The organism is Streptomyces sp. NPDC013317 (assembly GCF_055563155.1).
Window position 1 is genome coordinate 82,722 of sequence record NZ_JBVHDX010000007.1, and the last position, 18,916, is coordinate 101,637.

Here is an 18,916-nt window from a genome sequence, read left to right on the forward strand (position 1 = left end):
GGCCCTTACGCGAAGACGACCGTGCGGCGGCCGTTCAGCAGGATCCGGCGTTCCGCGTGCCACTTCACCGCGCGGGCCAGCGCCTGGCACTCCACGTCGCGGCCGACCGCCACGAGCTGGTCGGGGGTGACCTCGTGGCCCACCCGCTCGACCTCCTGCTCGATGATCGGCCCCTCGTCGAGGTCGGCCGTCACGTAGTGGGCCGTGGCGCCGATGAGCTTCACACCGCGCGCGTGCGCCTGGTGGTAGGGCTTGGCGCCCTTGAAGCTCGGGAGGAAGGAGTGGTGGATGTTGATGATCCGGCCCGACAGCTGCTTGCACAGGTCGTCGGAGAGGACCTGCATGTAGCGCGCGAGGACGACCAGCTCGACGCTCTCGGTCCGCACGAGCTCCAGGAGTTCGGCCTCCGCCTCCGGCTTGTTCTCCTTCGTGACCGGAATGTGCCGGAACGGGATGCCGTACGAGCCGACGAGCTCGGAGAAGTCCGTGTGGTTGGAGACCACCGCGACGATCTCGACCGGCAGCGCCCCGATCCGCGAGCGGAAGAGCAGGTCGTTCAGGCAGTGGCCGAACTTCGACACCATCAGCACGACGCGCATGCGCTCGTCGGCCCGGTTGATGTGCCAGTCCATCGCGAACGAGTCGCCCACCGCCGCGAAGCTCGCCCGGAGCTTCTCCACGGTCACCGGCTCCTCCGCGGAGAAGTGGACGCGCATGAAGAACAGGCCCGTGTCCCGGTCCTTGAACTGCTGACTGTCCTCGATGTTGCAGCCCGTGATGAACAGATAGCTCGAAACGGCGTGCACGATGCCCTGTTTGTCCGGGCAGGAAAGCGTGAGGACGTACTGGTCGGTCATCCCCGTAGGGTGCCACACCGCGCAACGGCGGAAGGGCCCGCGTCCGTCAGGCGGACCGCGTGATGATGCGGAGGACGTCCAGGGATCGCGGGGGCGTGTCGGGGTCCTCGCCGTCCGCGGACGCCATCCGTATGTGTGCCTCGCGGGCGGCCCGTACGGCCTCCGGCCACCCGTGGTGCTCCATGTACGCCGAGAACGGCGCGTCCGGCCCCACCTGGTGCATGATCCGCAGCACCCGCAGCACGGCGACGTCCACCAGGGCGGCCTCGCCCGAGTCGCGGAAGATCGTCCCGACGTACTTCTCGGCTGACCAGTTGTCCAGCCAGGTGTCCTCCACGAGGCGGTAGACGGCGTCGGTGACGTCGCCGTACCCATCGTGGCCGGCCAGCCAGGTCGTCTCGTGGAACCCGGGGTCGGAGAGCATGTGCAGCGCCGAGCGCACGTTGCTGCGCCAGCGCCACCACGGCAAGTCGTTGAGCGGCATGCCGCCCATGGTGGAGGAGCGACGGCCGCGACGGGAAGAGTTCACCGAACCCGAGACTGGACTGGACACCGTTCGATCGTACGTTCCCTTCCAAGATCGGCGGACCGGGCCCCTCCTGAGCGGCCCCCGGCCCCGGCAATTCACCTTCACGTCACTTCCTGTCGAACCACGCACACTTCTGCGTTACCCGTGAGGCGGAAGTGTGCATGGCCATGACCGGTAGGCGACTGACCTCACTCCTCGCGTATGTCACGACGGCGGCGGCCGGGGCGTCGCTGCTCACCGGCTGTGGCGTACTCCCTGGGACCACGGGGGGATCCAGGGAGCCCGTCACGGTGATGACCTGGGCCCCCGACGGCACCCGGGCCACCAACCAGCCCGGCATGCCCGCCATGGCCCAGGCCTTCGCCCGCTGGGTCAACGCCTCGGGCGGCATCGACGGCCACGAGCTGAAGATCCTCACCTGCAACGAGAAGAACACCTCGTCTGGCGCGGCGGACTGCGCCCGCCGCGCCGTCCGCGAGGACGTCGTCGCCGTCGTCGGTTCGTACAGCCAGAACGGGCGCGCGTTCATGGCCCCGCTGGAGGCGGCCGAGATCCCGTACATCGGCGGCTACGGCATCGCCGAGGACGAGTTCACCAGCCCGCTCTCGTACCCCGTGAACGGCGGTCTCGCCTCGCTCATGGCCGGTCACGGCCGCCAGCTCGCCGAGTCCTGCCGCAAGGTCTCCCTCGTACGCCCCGACACCCTCGCCGGGGACAAGCTGCCCGACCTGCTCAACTCGGGCCTGCGCAAGGGCAGTCACGACGGCGCGGTCGACATCCCGGCCTTCGAGGACGCCGCCGAGTACACCACCCAGGCCGAACGCGCCCGCGCCAAGGCCGGCAGCAAGGACGGCTGTGTGGCCGCCGTCCTCGGCGAGCGCACCCAGACGTTCTTCGACTCCTTCCGCCGCCTCCCCGGGGACGAGGACGGCGGGAGCGGCGCGGACGACGGCAAGGGCAAGGACGACATCCGGATCTCCTCCGTGCTCGGCAGCGTCAGCCAGCCCGTCGTCGACCGCACCGGCGGCGCGCACAGCCCCTTCGAGGGCGCGTACGTCACGGGCTGGTACCCGGAGGCGAACGACGCGCGCTGGGCGCCGATGCGCAAGGTGATCAAGGAGCACGCGTTCGCCGACAACCGGGTCGACCCGACCGACGCGGGCGTCCAGACGACGTGGATCGCGTACACCGTCCTGAAGAAGGTCATCGAGTCACTCGACAGCGAGACGATCACGGCGGGCGCCGTCGCGCACGCCCTGGACCGCGGTGTTCAGATCGACACCGGCGGTCTCACGCCCGAACTGCGCTGGCGCTACGAGGACATGCTCGGCGCGCCCCGCTTCCCCCGGATCGTCAACCACGAGGTGACGTTCCAGGTGGTCCGCAAGGGGCAGCTCGTGGCGCAGAAGCCCGGCTTCGTCGACGTCGGCGAGACCGTCCTCAGCGCCCCATAGCGCCGACGGCCGACGACCGACGGCCCGGCGGCCCGGCGGCCCGGGGCCGCGATGCGGCCCCGGGGCGCCCTCCTACAGCTGGGTCGGAGTCCGCTTCGACAGCCCGTACTTGTCGGCGGTCGGGTTCCAGAGCGAGGCCGCCTCGCGCTTGGCGATCGTGGCGTCGGAGCTCTTCTTGCCCGCCTCGACCGTGTGCGTGGTCCCGCGGGCCTTGCCGCCCTTGCAGAGCTTCTTGTTGCCCTTCACCTGGTCCGCCCAGGCGGCGTAGTGGTCGTCGGCGGACGCCGAGGCCTGCCAGGCCTTGGTGAGGGCGGCGGTCAGGGCCGCGTTGTCCGGCAGCTTGTCCACGGTCAGGCCCTGCAGCCGGGTCACCAGCGCGCGGCGCTGCCCGGCGGCGCCCCTCAGATCGGTGGCGGCCTGGTCGAGGTTCTTGCACTGCTTGATGCTCTCGACCGAACGGATCACCGCGTCACGGCTGTTGTTGCTGTCGGCGAGCAGCTTGTCCAGCTCCTTAGCCTGCGGCTCGGCCGGGTCGGCGGCCGCCTTGCCGGTCGGCTCGGCCGAGGGAGCGCCGGAGCTGGCGGCCACGTTCTGGGCGGGCCCCTTGTCCTTGTCCTCGTCCCCGCCGCTGAGCAGCGCCCCGGCGCCGAGGCCGACGACCGCGCAGCCGACCACCACGGCCGCGATCAGCGCGACGGGCGACCTGCGGCGCGGCTCCGGCTCGTCGTCGTACTCGTCGTCGTACCCGCCCTGGAAGGGGGGCGCCGCGGCGGGCTGCTGGAACTGCTGCTGCGGCGGCTGCTGGCCGTACGGGGGCTGCTGGAACTGCGGCGGCATCTGCTGCTGCCGGGCCTGCGGCGGCTGCTGCTGCGGCATGTGCTGCGTCGCGTCGCTGCGGAAGAGGTTGTCGAACTCGGCGGGCGGCTGCCGCTCTCCGTGCGTCTGCGCCGGTACGGGAGCGATGTACTGGGTCGCGTCCGAGGCGCCCGCGGGCTGCTGCTGCCGCCCCAGGGGGCCGGTGCCGAGGAACTGGGTGTCCGAGCCGCCGCCCTGCGCCGCGACGGGCGGGATGTGCTGCGTCGCCTGCATGTCGCCCGCGGACGGCCCGGGGCCGGAGAGGCCAGGACCGTTGTGTCCGGGCATCGGCTGCGCGGCGCCGGGGTGCGTGGGGGCGGCGGGCGGGTAGCCGTAGCCGCCCTCGGGGCCGGGCTGAGCGGGCGCTGCCTGGTGCGGGTATCCGTATCCGCCGGGAGGCGGGGTGTGGGACGGCATCGGCTGCCCGCCCGGTATCTGGCCCTGCGTCCCCGGCATCGCGCCGGGCATCGGCCCCGGGCCGCCGGCGGACGGTCCCTGCGGCGGGACCGGCGCGAGGTACTGCGTCGCCTGCATGTCCGCGGCCCCGCCGGGTCCGGCCTCGGGCGGGAGCGGCTGGGCCGGCGGCATCGGCTGCGAGGGCTGGGGCTGCTGTCCCTGCGGTCCGCCACCGGGACCCCAGGCGCCGCCCCACGGCAGGCCGCCGGCCGGGCCCGCGCCCTGGCCGGTCTCCACGCCGCCCTCCGCGGGCAGCACGACACCTTCGTGCGTGGGCCGTACCGCCGGATACTGCGGCTCCGGACCCTGTCCGCTCTGCGTCACCGGGACTCCTACTGATGGACCTACGGAATCGTCGGTTCACGCTACCGGGTGCGTCCGGCGCCGCGCACACGTGTGTGAGCCCGGTAACAGCCGCACATCGGCACCACCGTCAACTGCCGTACCCGCGCGCCCCGATCGCCCTGCGGCGCACACGGTGACGGTGACGCCCATCACACCAGGTCACGCCGCATGCAGCTCCAGCCGCGCACCGAACTCCCGCACCACCGGCTCCCCCGCGAACGGCTCCAGTCGCTCCTTGAGGTCGTCCAGGTACTCCGCACCGCGCGAGGACCGCAGCGTCGCGAGGAGTTCGAGGGCGCGCGTCCCCGTGTGGCAGGCCTGCTCCACCTCGCGCCGCTGCACCTGCGCCGAGGCGAGCAGCACCAGACCGATCGCCCGCCGCCTCGCCCGCGTCCCGGGATGGCCGGCGAGCGACTCCTCCGCCGCCCGCGCCGCCGCCTCCGCCTGCCCCAGATCCCGGTGGCAGTGCGCCAGTTCGTCGGCCAGGTACGCCCGGTCGAAGTGCGCGATCCACGACGGGTCGTCACCCGACTCCGGATCGGCCCGCTCCATCGCCCGTACGGCACGGCCCGCGACCGCCTCGAAGGCGTGGGCGTCCCCGAGCAGCGCGTGGCCCCGGGCCTCCGCCGCGTAGAACATCGCCTCGGCCCGCGGGGTCACCCGCCCCCGCGCGCCCTCCTGCGCCGCCCGCGCCAGCTGCGCGATCTCCCGCGGGTTCCCGAGCTGGGCGGCCAGATGGCTCATCGACGCGGCCAGCACATAACCGCCGTAACCCCGGTCTCCCGCGGCCTGCGCGAGCCGCAGCGCCTGGATGTAGTAACGCTGCGCGAGCCCCGGCTGCCCGGTGTCCACGGCCATGTACCCGGCCAGCTCCGTGAGCCGCGCCACCGCCGCGAACAGCTGCCGCCCGACCGCCTCCCGGTACGAGCCCGAGAGCAGCCCGGCCACCACGCTGTTCAGGTAGTGGACGACCACCGGCCGGACATGACCACTGCCGAACCGCCGGTCCAGGTCGACCAGCGCGGCCGTCATCGCCCGGACCGCCTCCACGTCCGAGACCCCCACGCGCGCCCCGGCCGACCGGGCCACGTGCGCGTCCGCGCCCGTGATCAGCCAGTCCCGGCTCGGCTCCACGAGCGCCGAGGCGGCCACCGTGGAACCGGAGAGGAAGTCCCGGCGCCCCACGTCGCTGCGCCACAGCTCGCAGACCTGCTCGATCGCGCCCAGCACGGTCGGCGAGAACTGCAGCCCGACGCCCGCCGCCAGGTTCCTGCCGTTCGCCATCCCGATCTCGTCGATCGTGACCGTACGGCCCAGCTTGCGCCCCAGCGCCTCCGCGATGATCCCCGGCGCCCGCCCGCGCGGCTGCTGCCCGCGCAGCCAGCGCGCCACCGACGTCTTGTCGTACCGCAGGTCGAGTCCGCGCTCGGAGCCGACCATGTTCACCCTGCGGGCGAGGCCGGCGTTGGAGCACCCGGCCTCCTGAATGAGCGCCTGCAGCCGTTCGTTCGGCTGACGGGCGACGAGTGGCCTGGCTGACATGACTACCCCCTGAGGCCGGTGTGATCGAAGAGAACTGATCACTGCCCGGCGGATATCCGGTCAATGCCGATGTGAACACGCGAAACCGGACGCATCGGCCACGGGCAGCCGGCCGACACCCCCCACCACTGGCTACCCCGCCACCGCTCGCCGGCCCCACGCGCGCCCCCGTCCGTGCACCCATGCGCCCCGCCGTGCAGGATCGATGCTCCACAGCGCGCCGCACGCCGCCCGTAACCCCAGGTGACGGCGGGAGTTGAGTTCACCGTGGAAGAGACCATCGGAGTCACGGAAGCCGCACAGATCCCCAAGCAGCGAGGCGAGCAGCTGCTGGACAGCGCCGTGCGGTACGCGGAAGAGCGGCACTGGGACGTGTTCCCGGGGACCTGGCTGGAGGCGGTCGAGGGCCGGGAGCGCTGCTCCTGCGGCGCCGACGCGTGCGCCTCCCCCGGCGCGCACCCGGCCAGGCCCGACTGGTCGACCCAGGCGACCGGCAGCGCGGTCGGCGCGCGGCGCATGTGGTCGAAGCAGCCCAAGGCCTCGATCCTGCTGCCGACCGGCCGCACCTTCGACGCGATCGAGGTGCCGGAGTCGGCGGGCTTCCTGGCGCTCGCGCGGATGGAGCGGATGGAGCTCACCCTCGGCCCGGTGACGTGTACGCCGGAGCGCCGGATGTTCTTCTTCGTCCTGCCGGGCGCGGCGGCCAAGGTCCCGGATCTCGTCCGCAAGCTGGGCTGGGCCCCGGCGTCGATCGACCTGACCACGCGCGGCGAGGGGTTCTACGTGGCGGCCCCGCCCACCCGGGTCGGCGGTCACGGCGCGGTGCTGTGGGCCCGGCGGCCCACCCCGGCGAACCGCTGGCTGCCGGACGCCGAGGAGCTGATCAGCGCCCTCGCGTACGCCTGCGGGCGGGAGGCGGCGGCCGAGAGGGCTCGCAGGCCCTAGGGGTGCCCTCTAGGGTGTGCCCGTACGGAGTACGGGGACGACCGGAGGGCTGACGGACCATGCCTGACCAGGCATTTGACGATGTATACGAAGAAGGCGGGGCCGCACGGGCGGACGCCGCGACGGCGGGCGGCGCATCCGGGACGGACGGTGACGCGGTGCCCGCCGTCCGTGTCGAGGGGCTCTGGAAGCGCTTCGGGCAGCAGGTCGCCGTCAACGGGATCGACCTGGTCCTGCCCGCGGGCAGGTTCATCGGTCTCGTCGGCCCCAACGGCGCGGGCAAGACCACCACCCTCTCCATGATCACCGGGCTCCTCCGGCCCGACGCGGGGCGCGTACTCGTCGCGGGGCACGACGTCTGGCGCGACCCGGAGTCGGTGGCCCGGGTCAAGGCCAGGATCGGGATCCTCCCCGAGGGGCTGCGGCTCTTCGAGCGGCTCTCCGGCCGCGAACTCCTCGCGTACAGCGGGCGGCTGCGGGGGCTGCCCGGTGGCGAGGTCGACAAGCGGGCCGCCCAGCTGCTCGACGTGCTGGACCTGGCGGGGGCGCAGAACAAGCTGGTCGTGGACTACTCCACCGGTATGCGCAAGAAGATCGGGCTCGCCGCCGCGCTGCTGCACAACCCCGAAGTCCTCTTCCTCGACGAGCCGTTCGAGGGTGTCGACCCGGTGTCCGCGCAGACCATCCGGGGCGTCCTCGAGCGGTACACCGGCTCGGGCGCGACCGTCGTCTTCTCCAGCCATGTGATGGAGCTGGTGGAGTCGCTCTGCGACTGGGTCGCCGTGATGGCCGCCGGCCAGATCCGCGCCCAGGGACCGCTCGCGGCCGTCCGGGGCGACGCGCCGTCGCTGCAGGCCGCGTTCCTGGAGCTGGTGGGCGCCCACGGGCGGGACGCGGCCGGGGACTCCCTGGACTGGCTGGGCGGCGGTACCGCCCGATGACCACGGCCTCCCCGCCCGACTCCCTGACCTCCGTCTTCGTCCGGCTCAAGCTGTCGCTGCTGCGCAACGGGCTGCGGCAGTCGGCCGGCCGGACCGCCGCGTACGTCGTCTCCATCGTGATCACGGCCGTCTTCGCGGCGGCGATGGTCCTCGCGTTCGTGCTGATGCGCGGCAGCGCGGACGCGGACTCGATCGTGATCCTGCTGACCGGCGTCCTCGCCCTGTCGTGGGCCGTGATGCCGCTCTTCGTGCCGGGCGGCGACGAGACGCTCGACCCGTCACGGCTCGTGATGCTGCCGCTGCACCCCCGGCCGCTGGTGCGGTCGCTGCTCGTGGCCTCGCTGGTGGGCACCGGCCCGGCGTTCACCCTGCTGATAGGGGTGGGTGCGGCTCTCGCGCTCGCGCGGGGAGCGGCGGGCGTCGTGGTGGCGGCCCTCGCCGTGCCCCTCGTCGTCCTGGTGTGCGTGGCGCTCTCGCGGGCCGTCGCCGCCGCCAACGTACGGCTGCTGACCTCGCGCAGGGGCCGTGATCTCGCGGTGCTGAGCGGTCTGTTGATCGCGGTCGGCATCCAGGTGGTCAACTTCGGCGCCCAGCGGCTCAGCCGCGCAGGCGGACTCTCGTCCCTCGAGCCGGCCGCCGATGTGGTGGGCTGGCTGCCGCCGGCCTCGGCGATCGCGGCGGTGGACTCGGCGAGCGAGGGCGACCACGCGGTGGCGGCCGTCCGGCTGCTGCTGACCGTCGGCGTTCTCGTGGCGCTGCTGTACTGGTGGCAGCGGAGCCTGGTGAAGCTGATGACGACGCCGGACGGTTCGACGATCGGCGCGTCCTCGGAGTCGTCCGGCCGGGACCGGTCGGGGACGGGACTCCTCGGGCGGCTGCTGCCCGGCGGGCGTACGGGAACGGTGATGGAGCGCACCCTGCGCTACATCGCGCGCGACCCGAAGACGAAGGCGGCCTGGATCACCTCGCTCGCGATCGGCGCGATCGTGCCGCTCTTCAACGCCGTCCAGGGCACGGGCTCGATCTACTTCGCGTGCTTCGCCTCGGGGATGCTCGGCATCCAGATGTACAACCAGTTCGGGCAGGACACCTCGGCGTTCTGGATGGTCGCCCAGACGATCTCGACGACGAGGGAGGCGTACGCCGAACTGCGCGCGCGGGCGTTCGCGCTGCTCCTGATCACCCTGCCGTACACGGTCCTGGTGACGGCGGCGACGGCGGCGGTGCTCGGCGACTGGTCCTCCCTGCCCGAGGCGCTGGGCCTGGCGTTCGCCCTGCTCGGCGCGATGCTGGCGACGGGGGCGGTGACCTCGGCGAACTTCCCGTACTCGATCCCGCAGGACAGCGCGTACAAGAACGTCGCGCCCGGGCAGGGCAGTCTGGCGTGGATCTCGATCTTCGGCGGAATGATCGGGGGCGCGCTGCTGTGCGCCCCGGTGATCGGGGCGACGATCTACCTCCACCTCGCGGACGAGGAGTCCCTGCTCTGGATCCTGCTGCCGGCCGGAGCGCTGTACGGCGCGCTGATCGCGTGGGGCGGCCTGCGACTGGCGGCGCCCCGTACGGCGAACCGGCTGCCGGAGATCCTCTCGGCGGTCAGCAAGGGATGACGGGGCCGTGCGGGCGGCGGGTCCGGTGACCGGCCGCTCGCACGGGCTTCCGCGCGGGCGGCCGCCTGTCAACAGGCGCCTCCCAGGCCCCGCCCAGGCCCCGCCCAGGCCCCACCACTCGCCGCCGGCGCGCTCAGCCGCCGCGAGGCTCGTACCTCGGGCGCGTCGGATCAATCCGTGACGGGCAGGCACTCGGCGAGCAGGGCGACGATGTCATGCCAGGCTCGCTGTGCGTGCCGTGGGTGATGGCCGACGCCGGGAGGCACGCTGTGGTCGACCGTTGGGTGATGGAAGGCGTGAAGGGCTCCTCCGTAGACCACGAGGCGCCAGTCGACGCCGGCGGCCTGCATCTCTTCGGTGAACGCGATCCGTTGCGCGGGCGGCATGATCGGGTCTTCCGACCCGACCCCGGCCCATACCGGGCAGCGGATGCGGGCCGCCTCGCCCGGTCGGCCCGTGGTCAGTGCGTTGACGGTCCCGATCGCGCGCAGGTCGACGCCGTCGCGACCGAGCTCCAGCGCAATCGCGCCACCGGTGCCGTAACCGACGGCGGCGATCCGGTCGAGGTCGGCCCGTGGTTCGGCGCGCAACACGTCGAGGGCCGCGTGGCCGATGCCCCGCATCCGGTCGGGGTCGTCGAGCAGCGGCAGGCAACGGGCCAGCATGTCCTCGGGGTTGCTGAAATAGCGCCCGCCGTGAATGTCGAACGCAAGCGCCACGTACCCCAGCTCGGCCAGAGCCTCGGCCCGGCGGCGCTCGACATCGCTGAGCCCCGTCCCCTCGGGTCCGATCAGGACCGCGGGCCGGCGCTCGGCACCGGCCGGGAGCGCGAGGTGTCCGATCATCGTCAGGTCGTCGGCCGGGTATTCGACCGCACGGGTGGTGATCGTCGTCATGCCACTGGACGGTAATGACCGTTGCGCCCGGTCGGAGTGGTGTTCACCGATGGCGGAGTGATCTGTCCCGACCGCATCACCTGGACGCCGGACCATGATCGTTCTCGGCGCCGAAGGCTGTACCGGCATCTCCCGAGGCCAGCTTCCGGTCGAACAGAGCTCCCGACAGCTGCTCCAATTTCGAACAAATTTTGCATCACTGCAGCTCAGGTGGTCGTTCGAGATTGCACGACCATCCGTGGAGCGCTCTCGACCAGGCCGCACACCCGCCCCCAACAGGCCGAACGTTCGGTCGTGACCGGAAAGCGGCGAAGGATGTGCGATCACCCTCCGCAGCAACAAGACTCCGAAACGCAATCAGGAAGCACCCGTCTCGAAGGGACACCCCCGTGCGTTACGTCCTCCGCAACACCGCCCTCACCACGGCTCTCGCCACCGGCCTCGCCCTCGTCGGCGTCGCCGCGACGTCCGGCAGCGCCCAGGCCGAGCCGTCCGGGCTGTACCCGCCGTCGGCACTCGTCCTCACGATCGGCAAGGGCGAAGACGCGGCGACGGCGACGATCGACCGGGCGGTCACGCTGAACTGCGCCCCGACCGCGTCCGGCACCCACCCCGCCCCCAAGTCGGCCTGCGCCGACCTGAAGACGATCAACGGCGACCTCGCCCAGCTGGGCACCGCGTGGAGCAGCTCCGCCCCCTGTACGCGCATCTGGGAGCCGGTCACGGTCACCGGAGAGGGCGTCTGGGAGGGCAAGCGGGTCAACTGGTCCGCCACGTACGGCAACACGTGCGAGATGCGCAGCGGGCTGGCGAAGACCGCGGTCTTCTCGTTCTGACCCGTAGAACACCCCCGTAGAACACACGCGTCAGCGGCCGTCGGAAGGGCATCCCGACGGCCGCTGCCGTGTGCGGTCCAGGCGGGAGGCGCCTCAGGCCGGGGACTGTCCGGTGGGTGTGGGGCGGTGGCGGGTCAGGACGCGGGTCGTGCTGCCGTCGTCCTCCGTGACGTCCCGGACGTGCGTGAAACCCAGCTTGGCCAGCAGAGCCAGCGACGCCGTGTTCGGCGCGGCCACGGTGGCGTGGACCTCGGTCAGCCCGAGGGCACCGAAGCCGTACGCGACGATCGCCTCGGCCACCTCGCCACCGAGGCCGGAGCCCCACGCCTCGGGGGCCAGGGCGTAGATGATCTCGAAGCCGTCGACCTCGTCGGTCCGCTTGATCTCGGCGTGGCCGACCAGCCGGCCGTCCCGGCGTACCGCCCAGACGTCGAACAGCTCCTCGGCGTAGACCTTGCTGAAGATCCGTCCGAACAGGGCCCTGTCCTCCACCGCGGACGTGGTCCCGTCGCCCATCCAGCGGGACACGCGCACGTCCTGGAACAGCGCGACGAAGGCGTCCTCGTCCTCGGGGACGTACGGCTCCAGGTGCAGACGCTCGGTGCGCAGGGTCGGGGTCACGAGCGCCGACGCTACGTACGCACGGCCGATACCGGCAAGCGATTTCGGGAGCGGTACGGGTACACGCCGGACCCGGCGGTCTGCCGCGCGCGCCGGGGGCGACCGGTACGAACGGCAGGCCGGCGTCATCGCCTCACGCGACGGCGGTCCCCTCCAACTCGACCATCTGGCCGGGGATCGCCAGCCGGGTCACCCCGAGCATGGTCGTGGTCGGCGCGACCCCGGCGGCGCCGAGCCGCGCGGCCAGCGTGCCGTAGTGCCGGAAGAGCAGGTCGACATCGGTCGTGTAGACGTTGAGCCGGACGAGGTTCGCGACGGACATGCCGGCCTCGCCGAGCACGGCCTCCAGGTTGGCGACGCTCAGCGCGAGCTGCGCCGCCATGTCGCCCTCGTGCCGAGCTCTGCCGTCCTCGCTCATCGCGGTCTGCCCCGAGATGTAGAGGGTCCGGGTGTGCCCGGAGACGACCTCGCCCTGGTTGAACCCCCTCTCCACCGACCAGGTCACCGGGTTGACCGCCGTTCGTTCCATCGCCACGTCAGCTCCATTCGTCTCGGGGGGAGTTGCGTCAGGGAGCCTCGCAAGAAATCACGACACCCTCCGTCACGTATTCCGGCGCTCGGTTAAGGTCCTCGCATGCGCGCCGACCGGCTGGTCTCGCTGGTGCTCCTGCTGCGCGGGCGTGGTCGGCTGACCGCGGAGACACTGGCCCGCGAGCTGGAGGTGTCCACCCGTACCGTGCTGCGCGACATCGAGGCGCTGTCGGCGGCCGGTGTCCCCGTCTACTCCGAGCGCGGGCGGCACGGCGGCTTCGCGCTGCTGCCCGGCTTCCGGACCGAGCTCACCGGGCTGAACCACGACGAGGCCCTCGCGTTGCTGACCGCCGCGTCGGGGCGCGGCGAGCGGGCGTTCGGGCTCGGGCCGGCGCTCGCCTCGGCCCGGCGGAAGGTGGTCGACGCGCTGCCCGAGAGCCACCGGGCGACCGCGAGCGACGCGGCCAGGCGGATTCTCGTCGAGCCGGAGACCGACCTGCTCTCACGCCGGCTGACCGCCGACGAGGTACCCGGCGCCACGATGGCCGAGGTGCGGCGCGCGGTGCTCGCCGGGCACAAGCTGCGCATCCACTACGCGGCCACAAACCGGCCACCGAAGTGGCGCACGGTGGACCCGATCGGCCTGGTGACCGTGCGCGACCGGGGCTACCTGCTGGCCACCCGAGCGGGCGCGGACCGCACCTACCGGCTGTCGCGGGTGCTGGCCGCCGAGGAGCTCCCGGAGGCGGCGGAGCGCCCGGGCGGGGTCGACCTCGACCGGATCTGGCGGGAGCGCGCCGCGCGGTTCCTCTCCGACGACCACCTCACCGTGCAGGTACGGGTGGACCCGGCGCGCCGGGAGGAGCTCCTGGACGCCGCGCTCGCCGTCCGCGCGGAGGAACCCGAGGCGGGCGGTCTGCTGCGGCTGGAGGTGACGTACCAGGACGCCCGGCACGCCGCATGGGCGCTGTGGCAGCTCGGCCCGGACGCGGAAGTCCTGGCCCCCGCGTCCCTGCGCACCGCCCTCCGCACCCGGGCGACCACCATGGCCACACGCTACCGCGACGCCGGGGGCACGTAGCCTCGTCCCTGTCGGGGGGGGCATGGAGAAGATCGTCGTCGAATCCGTCAGGTACTCCACACCGTGCCAGGACTGCGGTGCGGGGCTGACATGCCACGGCACCCAGGCGCTCGTCGACGACCGTCTGCGGGGGGACGTCGAAGCGACCTGCTCCGCCTGCGGGTTCACGGTCGCCATGTGCGACACGGACCGCCCGCCGGGCGAGCGGCGGGCACAGCTGCTCGCCGAGCACGGGGCGGCGACGCTGCACGTTCCCGACGCGGCGGCGAGCCGTGTCGTGATCATGCGGGTGCTCCGCGCCGAACTCGGCATCGACCTGGCCGGCGCGCGGACCGAACTGCGTCGCGTGCAGAACGGTGTCCACACGGGCACGCTGCCCGAGGTGGAGTTTCTGGCCCGCAGGCTCCGCGCGGCCGGCGTCACCGCCTCGGCCACCCGCGCGCAGCACGCCCGGAGTTCGCCGTCTTCTGCTGCCTCACCCGCCGCGACCTGCCGGTCATGGTCTACCCCGGGCAATTCAGCACCCTCGCCGAGATCGCGGCCGGGCACCACCCCCAGGCCCCCGAAGAGCTCCGCGACCTGACCCTCGTCACCCTCCCCGTCCAGGGCCGGCAGCCCAGCGCCGTACGCCCCGCGAAAACCGGTGGATCGGCGGCGACGTTCGCCCGTACCGTGCTGCCGAGCCACGTCGTCGAGCCAAAGGCAGGCCCTTGTACACCGTGTGAAACCCCGAGCGCTGAACCGTCGCGCGTCGCGCCCTGCGTGCGCCGCGCCCCTTCTTGCTGCGGATTTCTCACTGAAACCGGTGTACTCCTGTGCTCAACAGCTGGGTGGTCATGCCCACCTGCCTTCCTGTCGTCCTCCGCCGCTGCCACAGCTGCGGCTCCGAACGCTTCCGGCCGAACGGCCGGTTCCGCGTCAACGCGAACCACAAGCTGCTCGACGCCTGGCTCCTCGTGCTCTGCACCTCCTGCGGGGAGACGGCGAAGCTCACGGTCCTGGAGCGGGCGCACGTCCGCTCCGTACGACCCGAGCTGCTCGACCGGATGCACGACAACGACCTCCGCCTGGCGTCCGAGTTGCTCCAGGACCCGCTCCTACGGCGCCGCAACCGCGTCGCCCTCGACTGGGACGGGGCCTGGCGCCTCGACACCGGCGGACGGGATCACCTGGGCGGCGACGCCGTCGACGTCTCGGTACGCTTCGCCGCTCGGATTCCCGTACGGCCGGTCCGGCTGATCGCCGAAGGCTTCGGTCTGTCACGGGCCGAGGTCGAGCGACTGATCGCGGAGGGCAGGCTCGTCTCGGCGGACCGGCTGAGCGGCCGGATCTCCGGCGACTTCGCCTTCCTGCTCAAGCGCTGAGCCCTCCACGGGACCAGGGGTCTGTCCGGCGGCGACCCGCCGCCGGACAGACCCGAGGCGCCGCCTAGGGCGTGTTGCGAGAGTAGCGCCGTCCGCCCGAAGGGCGGGCCCCGCGGCGTCTGGTGCGTGCGATCGCAAGGCGGAGGGTCGTCCTCGTACCGGGTGTACCCGGACGATCCCGACAACGCAGCGAGCGTGCGTGCCAGGCGTCGCGGGGCAGGCGGGACTTTCGCAACACGCCCTAGTCCTGCCAGTAGAAGAGCGCCGTGTCGACGGTGACGGCGTTCCGTCCGCCGAAGTAGTAGACGCACAGGTCCGTGACCCGGATCGCGCCCGTCTCCCCGTCGATCCAGCGGAAACCCGCCGCCTCGAGCGCTTGGCGGGCGGCCTCGGAGAACTCGTACTCGGCGGTCGCGAACGGGCCGAGGGTGCTGATCTGGAGCCGGTCCCCGCCGACCTCGACGACGTGGTACGTCCCGTCCCCCTGCTGGTTGTCCTCGCCGCAGGAGACCGGCGGCTTCGGCGCCAGGCCGGCCTCGGTGAGGGCGGCCGTCGCCCGGCGGAGCTGGTCGTCCACGTCGACGCGGGCCGGCGGCTCGGCACAGACGGCCTCGAGCCGCCACCGCGGGTCGCTCAGGCGCTCGCAACCGGGACCGTACTCGTGGACGATCGGACCGCGGAGCTCCTCGTCCAGGCCCTCGACCTCGACCCGGGGGCGCCCCAGGCGCTCGTAGACCGCACGGGCCTCGGCCCTGTCCTCGGTGAGGCGGTACAGCGCGTACGCCGCCCAGACCTTCGCCTCGGTCGTCGGCGCCTCGTCGAGGTAGGCGCGCAGACGGTCCGCGTCGGTCGCGAGCGACTGCGCGGCGTGCGCGACCCCCCGGTCCGGGTCCGCGAACGCGTAGGTCACGTCCTCGTCTGCGCGGTACCGCATCCAGACGCGGAACTCACGGTCCTCGGGGCGCTCCTCGCCGAGTTGGGCCAGGATCGCCTCCGCTCCGTACCGGTCCACGAGACCCTCCAGACCGGCGTCGCCCGCGTCGCGGGAGTGCCGCCACGGCGAGGCGGCGATCGTCGCCAGCTCCCGCGCGGCCGTGCGGTCCCCGAGCAGGCCCCGCGCCTTCAGGAACGCGTCGCCCATGCCGTACGCGGTGTCGGACGCGCGGTCCTCGTGCCGCAGCCACGGCAGCAGCTCGGTCCGGTCGGCGAGCAGGTCGAGGAGGGCCCTGCGCACCTCGGGGGTCTCCTGGGGGTCCTGGACGCGCGCGATCAGCTCGGGGACGTACCGCTCGGGGACCCGGCCGGTCAGCGCGATCACGCACGGCCTGTGGCGCCACCACGGATTCCCGGGGTCCACCACGTACCGGGCGAGTTCCTCGGCGTCGACCTCCCGCAGACCTGCGGTGTCGACGGATCCGGCCGTCGGTATCAGGGCCTCGATGCTTCCCATCCGGGGATGCTACTGCCCCGGCAACCCCCTGAGCAGGCCGATTTCACCGGCGCGCGCACGGTCCGCCCGATGGGGACACCATGGACGTATGACGCTGCCCGGCGAGCGTGGCCTCGCCGTCGTCGAGGCCCCGTCCGTGCTCGGGTTGCGGCCGTCCGGGGTCCAGGATCTGCCGGACGCCGTGCTCGGCGGAGTGGCCCGGGTCGCGCGGGTCGAACCGCCGGCGTACGACCCGGTGCGGGACCTCGGGACCGGCGTGCTCAACCCGGGTGGGATCGCGCGGTACTCCGTACAACTGGCGGACACCGTCGGCGAGGTGCTCGACTCCGGGCGCTTTCCCGTCGTCCTGGGCGGGGACTGCAGCATCCTGCTCGGAAACCTGCTCGCTCTGCGGCGCCGGGGGCGTTACGGACTGCTCTTCCTCGACGGGCACACGGACTTCTACCAGCCGTCCGCGGAGCCCACCGGCGAGGTCGCGTCCATGGAACTCGCCGTCGCCACCGGACGCGGCCCGCGGACGCTCGCCGACCTGGAGGGGCGGGGGCCGCTGGTGCGGGACGAGGACGTCGTCGCGTTCGGGTTCCGGGACGCGGACGAGTCCGCCGCGGCGGGGAGCCGGCCGCTCCCGCCCCGGCTGTACGCCCTCGACCTCGACGACGTGCGCGCGGCCGGGGCGGGCGAGGCCGCGCGCGGCGCCGTCGCCCGGCTCGCCGAACGGGAGGGCTACTGGGTCCACCTCGACGTCGACGTCCTGGACGACACGGTCATGCCCGCCGTCGACTACCGGCAGTCCGGCGGGCTGAGCTGGGCCGAGCTGGAGGACGTGCTGCGGACGGCCCTGGGCCACGAGCGGGCCGTCGGCTTCGACGTGACGATCTTCAACCCGCGGCTCGACCCCGGCGGGACGATCGCCGCCCGCCTGACCGACTGCCTGCGCCGGACCCTGGCGGTCTAGGGGGTGCTGCGTCCGAGGATGTCGGCGAACACGATCACGGCCGCGCTCTTGCCGTACTTCTCCTCCTTCTCCGACGCGAAGTCACCCTTCCTCACGAGCACCTGCTTGATGTTGATCCTGGTTCCGATGGGGAAGGTCATCTCCTGCTCGGACGCGTTGTTCTTGCCGAGCGACCTTCCCTGGTGCTCGTCCGGCAGGCCGAACTCCCAGACGACCTCCTTGCCCGCCACATAGGTGTGGGTCAGCGGATCGCCGAAGGTCGTCGACAGGATCGCCGGCCATTCGATCGTCTGGTTGAGCGTCACGTAGCCGCCGTCCGGGTGGTTCTCGTCCTGCTTCAGGATCCCCTCGAACGAGTCGTAGACGTACTTGCTGTCACCGCGGACCACCTGGCCGTCGGCGTTGGCCTGCGGCGTCTCGAAGTCGCTCCACACGCCGTGGATGCGGGCGAAGATGTCGTACGTGTTCCGGAGGTGCTGCGCGTCCCATCCCTCGACCGTGTCGTCGGTCGCGTAGTTCCGGGCGACGGCCAGGCGCTTCCACGCGTCGAGGACCTGCGTCTCCTTCGCCTGGAAGGAGAACTCGGGGGACCCGATCTCGGACGGGCTGTAGCCGACCTCGCCGAGTGCGGCGAGCAGCGGGTTGATCCGGCGGTAGTCCGCGCTGAGGTAGTTCTCGCCGAGGTTGAGGTCCTGCTGCTTCTGCTTGGCGGCGAGGACCGCCGGATCGAGCTCCTGCGCGCGGGACTCGAGGTAGGCCCTGCGGGACTCCTCCCGGCCTTCGGCCGTTCCCCAGTCCTTGGCGACCGGGGACACACGGACCTTCTTGCCGCCGTCCTCGGGGGCGACGAGGTAGGACCCGAAGCTGAACCCGGCGATCGAGTAGCCCATGGGACTGTCCGCGTCGTCCTCGTGCTTGACGACGGGCGTCCCCTTCGCCAGACCCGGCGCCAGGACGCGCTGCACGGCCGCCTCGCCGCCCGTCCCGGTGGAGTGGTCGTGCGCGTCGTGGGCGTGGTCGTGCGTGTCGTGCCTGTCGTGGGCGTCGTCGGTCGGTGCCGGGCCGGACATCGCGCGGACGGCGTTGGCCTCGGCCTCCCGCTCGAAACTGTCCGAGGGGTCGCTGACCTTGAGACCGTCGCCCGTCTCGGTGCCCGCGACAGGGCCCTTGCGCTGCTGGATCACATGGGTCAGCTCATGCGCGAGCGTGTGCTTGTCCCCGCCGCCCCTGCCGACGACGACGTGGTTCCCCGAGGTGTAGGCCCGCGCACCGACGTCGGCGGCCGAGCGCTGGGCCGCCTGGTCGGAGTGGATGCGTACGTCGGAGAAGTCCGCTCCGAGCCGGGCCTCCATCTCGCCGCGCAGCGAGGGTTCGAGCGGCCGGCCCCGCGAGCCGATCACCTGGTGCACGGAGGAGCGCTGCACCAGCCGCGTCACCGCCGCGTTGCCCACGGTGCGTTGCAGCGCGGCGAGCGAGTCCGGGGCGGGTACGGAGGTGCCCGGGGCCGTCGACTCGCTCTGTGCCTGCGGCCGGCTGCGGGCGCCCCGGGACGCGGGGGCGGGCCGCCCCGGCTCTTCGCGTTCGCGTTCGCGTTTCATCCTGGCTCCTGTTGCTGGGCGGCTTGCCTCCACTCCTAGCACCGGGGTGA

At 72.5% G+C, this 18,916-nt stretch carries 18 protein-coding genes; 9 read left to right on the top strand and 9 right to left on the bottom strand.

Annotation, left to right across the window (positions count from 1 at the left end; translation table 11 throughout):
* Positions 1 to 5: 5 nt before the first annotated feature.
* Positions 6 to 857 (bottom strand): formyltetrahydrofolate deformylase, encoded by an 852-nt coding sequence (gene purU / locus ACZ3IJ_RS19725; RefSeq protein WP_467469841.1) that lies wholly within the window; start codon positions 855 to 857, stop codon positions 6 to 8.
* Between the two features lie 46 nt (positions 858 to 903).
* Positions 904 to 1,350, bottom strand: coding sequence for an SCO4402 family protein (locus ACZ3IJ_RS19730; protein WP_391800536.1), 447 nt, complete (start codon positions 1,348 to 1,350; stop codon positions 904 to 906).
* Between the two features lie 203 nt (positions 1,351 to 1,553).
* Between ACZ3IJ_RS19730 and ACZ3IJ_RS19735 the strand changes: the two genes are divergently transcribed.
* Positions 1,554 to 2,840 carry an ABC transporter substrate-binding protein gene (locus ACZ3IJ_RS19735; RefSeq protein ID WP_467469843.1) on the top strand — a complete coding sequence of 429 codons (1,287 nt, stop codon included), beginning with the start codon at positions 1,554 to 1,556 and terminating at the stop codon, positions 2,838 to 2,840.
* Between the two features lie 72 nt (positions 2,841 to 2,912).
* Here ACZ3IJ_RS19735 and ACZ3IJ_RS19740 read toward each other — a convergent pair whose 3' ends face one another.
* Positions 2,913 to 4,475 carry a hypothetical protein gene (locus tag ACZ3IJ_RS19740; protein WP_467469845.1) on the bottom strand — a complete coding sequence of 521 codons (1,563 nt, stop codon included), beginning with the start codon at positions 4,473 to 4,475 and terminating at the stop codon, positions 2,913 to 2,915.
* A gap of 180 nt (positions 4,476 to 4,655) precedes the next feature.
* Entirely contained in the window at positions 4,656 to 6,038 is a 1,383-nt protein-coding gene (locus ACZ3IJ_RS19745) for a transcriptional regulator (RefSeq protein ID WP_467469847.1), read from the bottom strand.
* Between the two features lie 267 nt (positions 6,039 to 6,305).
* Here ACZ3IJ_RS19745 and ACZ3IJ_RS19750 point away from each other — a divergent pair, with 267 nt between their 5' ends.
* Genes ACZ3IJ_RS19750 through ACZ3IJ_RS19760 form a run of 3 tightly spaced genes read left to right on the top strand, consistent with a single transcriptional unit; the run spans position 6,306 to position 9,534 of the window.
* Complete coding sequence (locus ACZ3IJ_RS19750) at positions 6,306 to 6,983, top strand: bifunctional DNA primase/polymerase (protein WP_467469849.1); 678 nt, start codon at positions 6,306 to 6,308, stop codon at positions 6,981 to 6,983.
* A 59-nt stretch (positions 6,984 to 7,042) separates the two neighbouring features.
* Positions 7,043 to 7,924 (top strand): ABC transporter ATP-binding protein, encoded by an 882-nt coding sequence (locus ACZ3IJ_RS19755; RefSeq protein ID WP_467469852.1) that lies wholly within the window; start codon positions 7,043 to 7,045, stop codon positions 7,922 to 7,924.
* Positions 7,921 to 9,534, top strand: coding sequence for a transporter (locus ACZ3IJ_RS19760; RefSeq protein WP_467469854.1), 1,614 nt, complete (start codon positions 7,921 to 7,923; stop codon positions 9,532 to 9,534). The genes ACZ3IJ_RS19755 and ACZ3IJ_RS19760 overlap by 4 nt, the downstream gene beginning before the upstream one ends.
* A 170-nt stretch (positions 9,535 to 9,704) precedes the next feature.
* On the opposite strand, the gene ACZ3IJ_RS19765 is transcribed toward ACZ3IJ_RS19760, so the two are convergent.
* On the bottom strand, positions 9,705 to 10,430 hold the full coding sequence (locus ACZ3IJ_RS19765; RefSeq protein ID WP_467469856.1) for a dienelactone hydrolase family protein: 726 nt from the start codon (positions 10,428 to 10,430) through the stop codon (positions 9,705 to 9,707).
* A 389-nt stretch (positions 10,431 to 10,819) separates the two neighbouring features.
* Between ACZ3IJ_RS19765 and ACZ3IJ_RS19770 the strand changes: the two genes are divergently transcribed.
* On the top strand, positions 10,820 to 11,266 hold the full coding sequence (locus tag ACZ3IJ_RS19770; protein ID WP_467469858.1) for an SSI family serine proteinase inhibitor: 447 nt from the start codon (positions 10,820 to 10,822) through the stop codon (positions 11,264 to 11,266).
* Positions 11,267 to 11,359: 93 nt separating this feature from the next.
* Here ACZ3IJ_RS19770 and ACZ3IJ_RS19775 read toward each other — a convergent pair whose 3' ends face one another.
* Complete coding sequence (locus tag ACZ3IJ_RS19775; RefSeq protein ID WP_467469861.1) at positions 11,360 to 11,887, bottom strand: GNAT family N-acetyltransferase; 528 nt, start codon at positions 11,885 to 11,887, stop codon at positions 11,360 to 11,362.
* Between the two features lie 133 nt (positions 11,888 to 12,020).
* A complete protein-coding gene (locus ACZ3IJ_RS19780) occupies positions 12,021 to 12,416 on the bottom strand; it encodes a RidA family protein (protein ID WP_467470265.1) in 396 nt (131 codons plus the stop codon).
* Positions 12,417 to 12,521: 105 nt separating this feature from the next.
* On the opposite strand from ACZ3IJ_RS19780, the gene ACZ3IJ_RS19785 reads away from it, so the two are divergent.
* The 3 genes from ACZ3IJ_RS19785 to ACZ3IJ_RS19795 all read left to right on the top strand — a co-directional run bounded on the left by ACZ3IJ_RS19785 (position 12,522) and on the right by ACZ3IJ_RS19795 (position 14,863).
* Positions 12,522 to 13,499 (top strand): helix-turn-helix transcriptional regulator, encoded by a 978-nt coding sequence (locus ACZ3IJ_RS19785; protein WP_467469863.1) that lies wholly within the window; start codon positions 12,522 to 12,524, stop codon positions 13,497 to 13,499.
* Positions 13,500 to 13,521: 22 nt separating this feature from the next.
* The gene (locus tag ACZ3IJ_RS19790) at positions 13,522 to 14,082 is read left to right on the top strand and encodes a hypothetical protein (protein WP_467469865.1); all 561 of its coding nucleotides are present in this window, start codon (positions 13,522 to 13,524) and stop codon (positions 14,080 to 14,082) included.
* Between the two features lie 232 nt (positions 14,083 to 14,314).
* Positions 14,315 to 14,863 (top strand): DUF1062 domain-containing protein, encoded by a 549-nt coding sequence (locus ACZ3IJ_RS19795; RefSeq protein ID WP_467469867.1) that lies wholly within the window; start codon positions 14,315 to 14,317, stop codon positions 14,861 to 14,863.
* Positions 14,864 to 15,104: 241 nt separating this feature from the next.
* On the opposite strand, the gene ACZ3IJ_RS19800 is transcribed toward ACZ3IJ_RS19795, so the two are convergent.
* Positions 15,105 to 16,313: a hypothetical protein gene (locus ACZ3IJ_RS19800; protein WP_467469869.1), complete on the bottom strand. Its 1,209-nt coding sequence runs from the start codon at positions 16,311 to 16,313 to the stop codon at positions 15,105 to 15,107.
* A gap of 88 nt (positions 16,314 to 16,401) precedes the next feature.
* On the opposite strand from ACZ3IJ_RS19800, the gene ACZ3IJ_RS19805 reads away from it, so the two are divergent.
* A complete protein-coding gene (locus ACZ3IJ_RS19805) occupies positions 16,402 to 17,268 on the top strand; it encodes an arginase family protein (protein ID WP_467469871.1) in 867 nt (288 codons plus the stop codon).
* Here ACZ3IJ_RS19805 and ACZ3IJ_RS19810 read toward each other — a convergent pair.
* The gene (locus tag ACZ3IJ_RS19810) at positions 17,265 to 18,866 is read right to left on the bottom strand and encodes an eCIS core domain-containing protein (protein WP_467469873.1); all 1,602 of its coding nucleotides are present in this window, start codon (positions 18,864 to 18,866) and stop codon (positions 17,265 to 17,267) included. The two genes, ACZ3IJ_RS19805 and ACZ3IJ_RS19810, sit on opposite strands and share 4 nt — an antisense overlap.
* Positions 18,867 to 18,916 lie beyond the last annotated feature (50 nt).